8 protein-coding genes and 1 pseudogene are annotated in these 11,327 nt (G+C 40.5%); 4 read left to right on the top strand and 5 right to left on the bottom strand.

Annotation, left to right across the window (positions count from 1 at the left end; translation table 11 throughout):
• Positions 1-313 precede the first annotated feature (313 nt).
• From L650_RS0107145 to L650_RS0107135, 3 genes are all read right to left on the bottom strand, one after another.
• On the bottom strand, positions 314-1,468 hold the full coding sequence (locus tag L650_RS0107145; RefSeq protein ID WP_029772239.1) for an IS110 family transposase: 1,155 nt from the start codon (positions 1,466-1,468) through the stop codon (positions 314-316).
• A gap of 80 nt (positions 1,469-1,548) precedes the next feature.
• Positions 1,549-2,790, bottom strand: coding sequence for a TonB-dependent receptor domain-containing protein (locus L650_RS0107140; protein WP_085065438.1), 1,242 nt, complete (start codon positions 2,788-2,790; stop codon positions 1,549-1,551).
• Positions 2,791-2,898: 108 nt separating this feature from the next.
• On the bottom strand, positions 2,899-3,774 hold the full coding sequence (locus L650_RS0107135; protein WP_029772682.1) for a LysR family transcriptional regulator: 876 nt from the start codon (positions 3,772-3,774) through the stop codon (positions 2,899-2,901).
• 125 nt (positions 3,775-3,899) lie between these two features.
• On the opposite strand from L650_RS0107135, the pseudogene L650_RS23625 reads away from it, so the two are divergent.
• Positions 3,900-4,241, top strand: a pseudogene (locus L650_RS23625) (LysR substrate-binding domain-containing protein); the annotation flags it as partial.
• Position 4,242: 1 nt separating this feature from the next.
• Here L650_RS23625 and L650_RS0107125 read toward each other — a convergent pair.
• Positions 4,243-5,118 carry a LysR family transcriptional regulator gene (locus L650_RS0107125; RefSeq protein WP_029772681.1) on the bottom strand — a complete coding sequence of 292 codons (876 nt, stop codon included), beginning with the start codon at positions 5,116-5,118 and terminating at the stop codon, positions 4,243-4,245.
• A gap of 119 nt (positions 5,119-5,237) precedes the next feature.
• On the opposite strand from L650_RS0107125, the gene L650_RS0107120 reads away from it, so the two are divergent.
• Together L650_RS0107120 and L650_RS0107115 are read left to right on the top strand one after the other, a co-directional pair.
• The gene (locus L650_RS0107120; protein ID WP_029772680.1) at positions 5,238-6,206 is read left to right on the top strand and encodes an aldo/keto reductase family oxidoreductase; all 969 of its coding nucleotides are present in this window, start codon (positions 5,238-5,240) and stop codon (positions 6,204-6,206) included.
• A 20-nt stretch (positions 6,207-6,226) separates the two neighbouring features.
• Positions 6,227-7,966 carry an alpha-amylase family glycosyl hydrolase gene (locus L650_RS0107115; RefSeq protein ID WP_029772679.1) on the top strand — a complete coding sequence of 580 codons (1,740 nt, stop codon included), beginning with the start codon at positions 6,227-6,229 and terminating at the stop codon, positions 7,964-7,966.
• A gap of 59 nt (positions 7,967-8,025) precedes the next feature.
• Here the strand turns inward: L650_RS0107115 and L650_RS0107110 are convergent, their stop codons facing one another.
• A complete protein-coding gene (locus tag L650_RS0107110) occupies positions 8,026-10,062 on the bottom strand; it encodes a bifunctional 2',3'-cyclic-nucleotide 2'-phosphodiesterase/3'-nucleotidase (RefSeq protein ID WP_085065436.1) in 2,037 nt (678 codons plus the stop codon).
• A gap of 135 nt (positions 10,063-10,197) precedes the next feature.
• Between L650_RS0107110 and L650_RS0107105 the strand changes: the two genes are divergently transcribed.
• Positions 10,198-11,327: amidohydrolase (locus L650_RS0107105; RefSeq protein WP_085065435.1), on the top strand; the 1,130-nt coding region annotated here is incomplete at its 3' end.

Raw genomic sequence — 11,327 nt, 5'->3', positions numbered from 1 at the left:
CGTTGGTATGACTCCCACTGTCAAGTTAAACGCACTGATCCCTGCCTAACTTTTTAAGCCATAATTACTTTAGCTCGAATTAGAGCGAGTTAATACATAGGATGAAGCAAGTAATGTCGTCGGTTATCTTGCTGATATTCGTTGGTTATTACTATTTCTAGTAACAGAGCAGACCTTACTTATTTCGTCGTGGCACCTGTCTTCAGTCTATGTTCGTGGTTCAATGCAGCGTTAGCTGCACTGCCATCCTAACGCCGTCGGTGGTTGTGCCACACCCGATGCTTGATCCCATGCATTAACTCTAATACGTTTATCATGCGGGTACTCTTGCCAATCTAAGTTTTGTATTCACTGGCGTAAGCACCACTTCTTTTGCAATAGCCCATATGTACGCAATCATTTCTCGGGCAATGGCGGTAACAACCAGATTGTAGTGTTTCCCTTTGGCTATCATTTTTTTATAGCGTTTGCAGAGCCTAATCTGTGCTTTCCACGCAATATCAATAATGTCCTTTGGTAAGCCTTCTTGTCGTTTTTGCATATCTGTTGATATATTTGCCGCATACCGATAAGTGTGTGCACCTTCCACAAGAAGGCGTCTTGCTCGGCCATTTCCGCATTTTGTGATGGCGCCAATATGGCGTTTGCCACCACTCGAGTGTTCACTGGGTACAAGACCGAGATAACTCATTAATTTACGGGGATGGTCGAAACGCGATAAATCGCCAAGCTCAGCAACAACGCCAGTGGCGACCAACAAACGGACACCACGCATAGCTTGTATTGCTTTGACAACAGGATAATAACGCCACTGGTGAACGTGGTGTGTTAGTTCATTGTCTAGCCGTTCAAGTCGGCTTATTCGTTCGGTAATTGTGTGTAAAAATTCTTGTAAGACGATGTGCTGAGCGGGGTGTGGCAGCACAATCTCAGTGAGCCAACGTAAATGTTTTTGTGACCAATTCGCAGTGCCTTTATAATTGATATTATTGCGAAGCAACAGCGCCTTTAATTGATATTTGGCATCTTTTAAGTCCTTCATTGCCACTTCGCGTGCACGAGATAAATCGCGTACAGCTTCATCTTCAGGCTCGGGAACATAGATAGGTGTTAAATCTTCAGACTTAAGTAATTTAGCAAGCTTAAGAGCATCACGTTTATCGGTTTTAATCTTCTCACCAGGTTTTTTAGGAATAAGAGAGGGCGCCACCACGTAACAGCAATGGCCGAGGCTGGTAATTAACCTGTAAATCCAATAACCACATGGGCCTGCTTCATAAACAAAATGAAGTGTTGCGCCAGAGTATTTCGATTCGAACTGACGAACAAGCTTTTGAACGGCCACTTTGGAAGACGAAACTCGGCCAAGATGAACAGGTTGCGCACCTCTATGTTCTTCAATATAGGCGACTTCATTGAATTCTTTATGTGTATCAAGACCGATAAAAAGTATGCTATGTTTATTCATGTTAGCCTCTGCTGTTTAGTTAATTGACAAACTAATTATGGCTCTGGCTTTGAATTAAGCTAACCCACGAAAAGCGGAGGCTAACACCGTGTGGGAGTCATTATGTCTAACTCGTTCCACGATTTATCTAACGAATCGTTAGTACCGGCTGAGTACATATCTACTTTAAAGTAGTTGTAACGCACGCCAGGGGTTACAAATAACTGATCGGTTACAGCGATTTCGTCTTCAATATAAATAGCGTGAGAGTCGGCAGTGTCTTTATTGGTTTGTACGTGGTTTTCTATACGTTTTGAAACTTGCTCATACCCTTCGCCGCCGTAGCGTAATGTATGGTTAAATCCAGCAAGTGCAATTTTAGATGTTGCAAGGGCAGTGTAGCCCGTATGCTCAGAGTTACCCTCAGTTCCTAGTGCAATATAGCTTAGTTCGTTGCGATAAACGCTAGCGCGTAGGGTAATGGCATCGCCTTTATCTAGCTCGTAGGCAAGTGAAGTGCTGGTACGTGTGTAGTCAATATCTTCTGTTTGCGCGTCTGAATCTTCAGCAAAGCCTGCACCAAAGTTGGTTTTTACGTAGTAATCGCCTTCATCGTTATATCTGTCGTATGAGAACACAAAACGGTTACTCTCATTTACATCCCAGCCGAGCTTGAAGATGCCATCTACCGTGCGGCCTTCGTTACCTGTAACTTCTTTACCATTGCCGTTTTCAAAGTTATTTCTATCGGTGTAGGTGTAGTAGGCAAGGGCGTCTATGTTGTCGGTTAGCTGACCATATACCGCAGCAGAGCCACCTGCGTAATCATTAGTACCTAAGTTTGTGTATAAGCGCGCGCCAAAATCTTCACCTGGCTCTAATAAATCTTTAGCATCTTTGGTTTCAAAGGCTACACCACCAGAAAGGCCGCCAGTTAGCACCGAGTTAGTCCCTACTTTTATATCTACTGCTTTTAAAATATCAGCATTAATAAGTAAGTTTCCTGAGTGGTGGAACATATTATTGTTTTGGCTAATACCATCAACAGTAATGTTGAGGTCTAAATCGTCAACACCACGAATATTAATACCTTGTACAATAGAGTGCGAGCCACCTACGTCAATACCAGCTTGGTCACGGAGTAAATCACTTAAATGGTTGGCTTGTTTTCTTTCAATATCGTCTTGTAGTAGCGAGTCATTAGTAATTGTTGTGCCCCATACTTCAATGGTTTCTGAGGTATCGGGAGCTTGTTCCGCTAAGCTTATGAATGACATACCAGTACACAAAGTACCAATAACAACGTTAAGCGCGTGCTTATTAAATGGGAGCGTGTTTTTCATGGTGAGTATGTTTATCTAATTTTAATATTATTAAGAATGATTCGTATTAAATCGTTCGCCGCCTTAAATGGCAATTTAAAATACATACCCTACATGAATAACAGTTATTTAAACTTCAAATACTTTATTTTTTACAAGCTCTCTAAACCATTGACATACAGGATCATTATGGTGGCGTTGATGCCAGTATAAAGCCACTTGTGCATACTCTGAGCTAAGCTCTGGGGGCGGGGTTCTGGCAACTACGTCATGCTGTTGGCACACATCTTCAGCAAAATGATTGGGCACATAAAATATTAAATCAGTGTTTTCAGCAATGCTGCCAATACTGTAAAAGTTTTTTAAGCGTATTGGCGTCGCTATATTATCAATACCTAGCGCGGCAAAGTTTTGTGCAATAGTTAATGCTTTTTCACCCTGAATTGATATTTGCCCAAAATTACAATCACGCAATAAATCAACGCTTAATTCTTGTTTAGCCAGCCTGTGGGAGCGANGATATAACTTACCCTCTGAATTAGCGGGCTTGTGGCCAGTAATCACAAAGTGCGTATCGCCTTTAAGCAAATCAGAAAACTGCGGCTTAGGCAGGGTGTCTATTTCAAGGGTGATATCAGGCGCTTGCTCGCGAACATCTTTAATTATTGTTTTTATAAATAAATGCATTTGCGGCGGTAGGCCAAACAGTTTAATGGTGGCTGTGCTGGTTTTAGGGTCGAAGGTTTGCTTATTAACCAGTGTTTCTACCATATTTAAAATAGAATTTAGGTCTTGCTGAATTGATTGCGCTTTTGGTGTTAGCTCATACCCTCCGGCCATTCTTATTAATAATTGATCGTCAAACAAGGAGCGTAATTTACTTAACGAGCGGCTTATAGAAGGTTGGCTCATGCCTAAAGTTAAGGCGGTATTGCTAATATGTTTTTCGTTTAAAAGCTGCTTTAAAATAATAAGAAGGTTTAGATCGAGCTGATTTAAATTCATAGTTAGGTTTGCAAGTTATCAGTATTTCAAGCCATTATCCTAGCACTTAATTAGTTAGGTAGGTAAAGATGTTTATTTTTCAGGTGCTGAAATAGGCTTAATTGTTTTAATATGATCTAAAAAATTTTAATTGCCTTATAAACACGGTTGTCGCTAACGCAAAGCGTTGGAGTTATAGGCTTGATGGTAAGAATACCATTGTAAAAGTATCAGGTAGTTTAGAGGTTAACGACTCGCAAAGTTTAAAAGCGTTTGCTTTAGCAAGCCAAGGTGTAGCGCAATTACCTAATTTTTACGTTAACCAAGCACTTAAAAGCGGTGAGCTGGTAGAGGTGCTAAGTGAATACGCGCCAAGCCCGCTGCCTATTAATTTACTTTATCCGTCTCAACGTTTGTTAAGCCCAACTGTTAAAGCTTTAGTCGATTATTTAGTAAACCACTTATCTCAATATAAAAGTAATTGGTAAGCTAGTTTCTAAACCAGTTGGTGGTAAATTTAATAAAATGGCTAATACGTGCTGATTCGTTAATTAGCTGAGGGTGAATTAAATACACATCAGATTGCGGATACTGTAACTGCGTTAATAGCGGCTTTAAAGTGTGCGCGTTAATTTCTAAATCTACTAAATACTCCGGGGTGTATATAATTCCTTGACCTTGCAGCGCAAGGTTTTTAAGCATGTGGTTATCGTTAATGCTTAGTTTTCCTTCAAGCTCAATGGCCCTATCGGAAAAATGCCACAGGCTAAATTGCGTGCTGGTTAAACAGCTATGCTTTAATAAATCTTCAACGTCGCTTGGCTCACCATTTTTAGCAATATAACTAGGCGAGGCACAGCACACCTGTTTATAACTAAATAGCTTTTTGGCAATCATGTTTTGGGGCGGATTAAGGGTTGATCTAAATGCAATATCGTAATTGCTTTGAATCAAATTGTGAGGGGTGTAGCTGCAGTCTATATTAAATTTAACATCAGGGTACTCTTGGTTAAATTGCTCGCAAATAGTTAGCAGGTATCTATTGGTAAATTGGCTCGGCGCGGTAATTCTAATGTTGCCGGCAATAGCCTCGTGTTCATGGGCTAAGGTTCGTTCAAGCTCTAATAATGTGTTTTTAATATTTCCCATACAACTAAGCACATGCTTTCCCTGCGGGGTGAGCTTTACACTGCGGGTTGTGCGAATAAGTAGGGCTCTTTGGTATTCTTTTTCGAGCGCTTTTATTTGCTCAGACAAATACCCTCGGGAGATCCCAAGCGCTAAAGCTGCCTTTGAAAAGCTTAAGTGTTTGGCTACTTCGTTAAACAAAAATAACCGTTCAAATTTTTTATGTTCTCTCAGCATTTAAATGAGCACTGTGTTTTTATTGTTTGTTATAGCAAATAATGAGTTTTATTTTTAGTATTTAGTTGAATAATTTAATCGGTAAACTACAAGTCACTCTTTTTTAATACCGATAACTCATGACCAATAAAACTATTTCTCAATTTATACCCAATGCTAGTGAACTTATTTATGGCTGTATGGGCTTGGGTGGTGGCTGGAATAACAACCCAATAACCAAAGCCGATATAAACCAAGCACATACAGTAGTAGAGGCAGCACTTGAAAATAACATTAATTACTTTGACCATGCTGATATTTATACTTTTGGTAAAGCAGAGCAGGTATTTGGTGAAGTTTTAAAAACGCGCACCGACCGTGATAAGTTAATTATTCAATCTAAATGCGGTATTCGCTTTGAAGATGAGCATGGCCCAAAGCGTTATGACCTTTCAGGACAGTGGATAGAGCAAAGTGTAAATAAAAGTTTAGCGCAGCTAAAAACAGACTACTTAGATGTACTTATTCTGCACAGACCCGACCCACTCATGTGCCCTCAGGAAATTGCTAGCACTTATAAAAAACTAAAAAGCCAAGGCAAGGTACGTTTTTTAGGGGTGTCTAATATGCAGCAACATCAAATAAAAGCTATTCAACAAGCCCTGTCAGAGTCACTTATTTTGAATCAAGTAGAAATGAGCTTATTAAAAAATGACTGGGTTGAAGAGGGCATATATGCTGGTAACGCGAAAGGCGCAAATATTAACTTTACGCCGGGCTTAATCGAGTTTTGCCAGCACGAAAATATACAGCTGCAGGCGTGGGGAAGTTTATGCCAAGGGTTGTTTTCGGGTGCTGATATAACCGGCGCTGAAACCCGTATTAAAAACACGTACCAATTAGTACAAAGCTTAGCTGCGCAGTACGAAACAAGTGCAGAAGCCATTGTACTGGCATGGTTAAACAGGCACCCTGCAAACATTCAATCTGTTATAGGGACTACTAACACTGCGCGTATTAAAGCGTGTGCACAAGTAAACAAAATGCAATTAACGGCCGCTCATTGGTATGCACTTTACGAAAGTGTAAAAGGTTGCGAGCTGCCATAGTTTAGTAAAGGAGCACTAAAATGATAAAAAACACACTAACAACATTTTTACTAAGCACTGTAGTGGTATTAACGGCCTGTAAAAGTAATCAGCCACCAGCGGCCGGTAACGCAAACACTGCAAGCACTGATAATTATTTACAGCGCGATGTACGCGACGATATATTTTATTTTGTATTACCTGATCGTTTTAATAATGGCGATCCGCAAAACGATAATGGCAGCAATGAGCATGCTATTTCGGCTGGTGGGTTAAATTTAACAACCACCAGTGGATTTCATGGTGGAGATATAACAGGCATTGAACAAAAGCTCGACTACTTAGAAGCGCTAGGGGTTACAGCAATTTGGATGACGCCTTTATTACGCAACCAAGCGATTCAATCAGATGGTGTTGCGCACCATGGTTATTGGATTGTCGATTTTAGCGAAATAGACCCGCACTTTGGTGGGAATGCTTCTTTAAAAAAGCTAATTGATGCAGCTCATAAAAAAGGCATTAAAGTATTTTTTGACATTATTACTAACCACACAGCCGATATTATTCGTTACGACGAATGCCACATGCCAAACGGTCAATTTAAAGCAGGTTTAACGCATTGTGAGTATAAAGCGCTAAACAACCCTAAGCCGTATAGCCCATTTATTCCTGAGCACTTAAAAAATGTTAAGTACCCACAGTGGCTAAACAATGTCGATTATTATCACAACCAAGGCGACAGCACCTTTAGTGGTGAAAGCTCACTTAATGGCGATTTTAACGGCCTAGACGATTTAAAAACAGAGCATCCGCAGGTGGTGAGCGGCATGGTCGATATTTATCAAAATTTAATAAAAGAGTTTAAGCCCGACGGCTTCAGAATCGATACCGTACGCCATGTAAATCTCGAGTTTTGGCAAACATTTACACCTGCTATTATTGATTACGCTAAAGCGCAAGGGATTCCAAATTTTCATGTGTTTGGTGAGGTGTACGACCCTAACCCTAAAAACCTAAGTGTATTTACTACAGAAGGTAAAATTCCATCGGTGCTTGATTTTGCATTTCAAAAAATAGCGGCCGATGTGTTTTTTAAAGGGCAGAACCCAAGCGCCATTAGCGAGCTATTTGCACAAGACTCACTATACCAAGATGAAGACAGCCAAGCCGATTTACTTATGACCTTTTTAGGGAACCACGACATGGGCAGGCCTGGCTTATTTATAAACCAAACATTTGATCACGAAAGTGATGAGCTTAAATTAAAGCGCAGCCAATTAGCGCATGCATTTATGTTTTTATCTCGCGGTATACCGGTTATTTATTATGGCGATGAACAAGGTTTTACAGGCGATGGCCACGATATTGATGCACGCGAAGATATGTTTGCATCAAATGTTGCAAGCTATAACGACAATAACCTTATAGGCACCACGCAAACAACGGCCGATAATAACTTTAACCAGCAGCACCCATTATTTAAAACTATTGCGCAATTAAGTAAGTTACGAAAAAATCACGAAGGGCTTCGCCGCGGTGAATACAACGACTTATTTTTTGCTAAAAACACTGGCATGTTTGCGTTTTCACGCACAGTAAAAGGTGCAGAGCAGGCGTATATTATTGTGTTTAATAGCGAAAAAACGCCACAAACAATAGAGTTTAATAGCCCGTATAAACACTTTTCGCCTCTTGTAGCTGCCGAGCAACTTGAGCAACAAAATGGCAAGTTAACGGTTACTTTAAAAGGGCTAAGCTATAGTGTGTATATTGCTAAATAATTAAGGGTTTAGGTTAAGTAAAAGCCAGCTGCTAAGCTGGCTTTTTTATGCCTTAAAGGTTATTGCTTTAAATCTATGGTGTATAGCGCAAAACCATTTTCGTCTGTTTTAAGTGGTGAGGTAGGCGCAACTGCAGGGAGTGTTTGTGCAATAGTAGCTACTTCATCAAGCGGTGATGTTCTAAACACAACGTTTAGCTCTGTGCTGGTGGTCACGGTGCTAAAGCGCCAGTTATTATCGGCCGAAGGGTCAATACTGCCTGTGCTACTTTTAGCGGCTTCGCTAATAATATAACTACGCAGCACACCGCGGTTTTCATCTGGGCCTTCAAATGTTTCACGGCTAGTACCGTCAATCGCCGGGAAGTTACCGCCACCCGATGCACGATAGTTATTAGTTACAATTAAAAACTCTGCCTCTAAATCTATCGCTTCACCTTGGTATTGCAAGTTAGTAATGCGCGAATTGTTTTCACTTATTAATACGCCATCGTTGTCGTATCGTTTTGGCTGAGTGACGTCAATTTCAAAGGTAACGCCGTCAATAATGTCAAAGTTAAAAGTGGGAAAAGTGGTATCGAGTAGGTTTTGCTCAGCGCTGCTGTTTACATCAATTTGATTAAACTGACCCGCAGAGCGTTCAAGCCACTCTTTAACATCGCTACCTGTTACTTTTACCATACGAATAGTGTTTGGAAACACATATAAACTAACGGTATCTAGTAAGGTAATATCGCCTGCTTTTACATTGGTGTAATCTTCAATACCATTGCGGCCAGCTCTAAAAGGGGCTGCTGCCGAAAGCACGGGTAAGCCATCAAGCTCAGTGCCTTGAATAAACGCTTTACCCCACGCTATTTGTGCATCTGATACTATTTGAATTGACGGGTCGTCTTGCACCAAAGCAAAAAAGCTATAAATAGGGTTTGAAATTTCAGCAAATGGTTCGCTCACCCAATCAATCGTTGCTTGGTGTTCAAGTTCAATTGCGGCAGCTACATCGGTATCTACAGCAGCTAAATCAATAAAGTCGCCGTTTTCATCTGTACCACTAATGGCGCGGGTTTCTACTTTTGAGCTGGTTACTTCCCAGCCGCCTTCATCGTTTGGCTCAACAATTAAATCAATAACCCCTAAGTTATTGCCAAAAAAGCCAGGCATAACAGCCGGNCCCGCCGATTCATAGCCATCGTACGACGAATCACCCGGAAACAAACGGTGGTTATGACCAAACAATATGGCGTCTACGTCATCTACTTTAGACAGGTAAAGGGCTGTATTTTCAGCGAGGTCTTCTTGGGCGCTGGCTGTTAACCCAGAGTGCGGAATGGCAATAATAATATCGGCGCCTTGTGCTTTCATTTGTGGAATGAACTTTTCAGCAGTAGCAACAATATCTTTTGCAATTACCTTACCTTGTAAGTGCGCGCTATCCCATTGCATAATTTGCGGTGGGGTAAGGCCTAAGTAACCAATTTTAATTGTTTGTTCGTTGCCGTTTATATCAAATACGGTTTTATCTTGAAGGTAGTACGGTGTGTAACGGTTTTCATCGTTGCTGTCGTCATCATCACCATCATCAACGTATACATTGGCATTAATATACGGGAAGTCGGCACCACTTAATGTGGCATCTAAAAACTCTAAGCCAAAATTAAATTCATGGTTTCCTAAGTTAGCAACATCGTAATCAAGCAAGTTCATTGCTTTAAAGGCTACATGGGTTGCGCCATTTAAAATATCGTCTTTACGTACAATCGCTTCGTAATCGCCAAGCGGGCTGTTTTGAATTAAATCACCATTATCAACAAGTACACTGTTTTGCACTTCATTGCGGGCTTCTTTTATAAGGGTAGCGGTATTAACAAACCCTAAGGTTTCTGATGGGGCTTGTGCAAAGTAATCGTAGTTAGATAAATACATGTGTATGTCGGTTGTTTCCATCACGCGCAAAGTAACCGGTGCAGGCTCTGGTGTTTCCACAACGACAGGGTCGTTATTATCGTCATCATCAATGTCGCAGCCACTCAATGCGAGTGCAATAGTCAGTGCCAATGTTGATTTTAAAACGTGCTTTTTAGCGATTCGATTTTTCATAGTCATTCCGTGTAATTTAAAAAGAGTACAGTAAAAAAGATTTATTAAAGTATGATGAATTAAAATGTGAATCCAGATTTACATTTTTAGGTGGTGCATTTATAGTAATGTCTTCTACCCAGATGAGCACACACTATGAGTATATCTATGTACGCATTTAAAAAAATTAAAAAATCTTTATTATTAATTGCTTGCGCTTTAACTAGCTTTACAAGTTATGCAGTTGATGAGCAATTTGTACGTTATCAAGCGGGGCGTTATGCAATTAAAAATATCACGTTAATCGATGGCACCGGCAAACCGGCACAAACTAATCAAACGGTTGTAATAAATAAAAATAAAATTGTGAATATAGGCGCCACAGCAGAAGTAGGCGTCGCTAAAGGTGTGAATATTATTGACGGTAGTGGAAAAACATTAATTCCGGGATTGGTGATGATGCATGAGCACATGTTTTATCCAACTGGCAAGGCTCATTACACCGAAATGCTTTACAGCTTTCCTCGCCTATATTTAGCAGGCGGTGCAACCACAATTCGTACTGCTGGCACCACTGCACCATATGCTGATTTAAAATTAAGAGATGATATAAACGCAGGTAAAAGTTTAGGCCCAGATATAGATGTAACGGCGCCGTATTTAAATGGCCCCGGTTTACCTATTTTAAAAATAAAGTCGCTACGCGATGCAGACGATGCTAAAAAAATGATGGACTACTGGGGCTTAGAGGGGGTTACCTCATATAAAGCGTATATGCATATTAATCAAAATGAGCTTGATGTTGTTATTAAAAAAGCGCACGAGCAAAATAACAAAGTAACGGCTCATTTATGTTCAGTTACATACCGCGAAGCAGCCGCTTTAGGTATTGATAACCTAGAACATGGCTTTTTTGCCGCCACCGACTTTGTTAAAAACAAACAAAAAGATGTATGCCCAAGTAATAAAGACGTACAGCAATCGTTTGTTGAGTTAGATATAAACTCGCCAGAAGTAACGAGCCTAATAAATTACTTAGTGGCTAAAAATGTAGTACTTACCTCTACACTTACTGTATTTGAAACCTTTACTAAAGGTCGCCCTAAAGCCTACCCAAAAGCACTTGATGCATTAATACCGCAAGTGCGCGATCAGTACGAGTCGCGCTTTGAAAAAATAGCAAAGCAGAGCGAATCTAGTTGGCCTTTAGTATTTAAAAAAATGATGCAGCTAGAAAAAATGTTTGTAGCCGCTGGTGGTAAATTAATGGTGGGCACCGACCCAAC

It is taken from the genome of Pseudoalteromonas sp. TB51 (assembly GCF_000498055.1).
GTDB classification, from domain to species: domain Bacteria; phylum Pseudomonadota; class Gammaproteobacteria; order Enterobacterales; family Alteromonadaceae; genus Pseudoalteromonas; species Pseudoalteromonas atlantica.
Note: the sequence above shows the minus strand (reverse complement) of the source record. Positions and strands in the feature narration are given on the sequence as shown.

What these genes read in the sequence shown, in the direction of transcription:
- L650_RS0107145 (WP_029772239.1), bottom strand. Translation starts at nt 1,468, where the DNA reads ATGAATAAACATAGCATACTTTTTATCGGTCTTGATACACATAAAGAA.
- L650_RS0107140 (WP_085065438.1), bottom strand. Translation starts at nt 2,790, where the DNA reads ATGAAAAACACGCTCCCATTTAATAAGCACGCGCTTAACGTTGTTATT.
- L650_RS0107125 (WP_029772681.1), bottom strand. Translation starts at nt 5,118, where the DNA reads ATGCTGAGAGAACATAAAAAATTTGAACGGTTATTTTTGTTTAACGAA.
- L650_RS0107120 (WP_029772680.1), top strand. Translation starts at nt 5,238, where the DNA reads ATGACCAATAAAACTATTTCTCAATTTATACCCAATGCTAGTGAACTT.
- L650_RS0107115 (WP_029772679.1), top strand. Translation starts at nt 6,227, where the DNA reads ATGATAAAAAACACACTAACAACATTTTTACTAAGCACTGTAGTGGTA.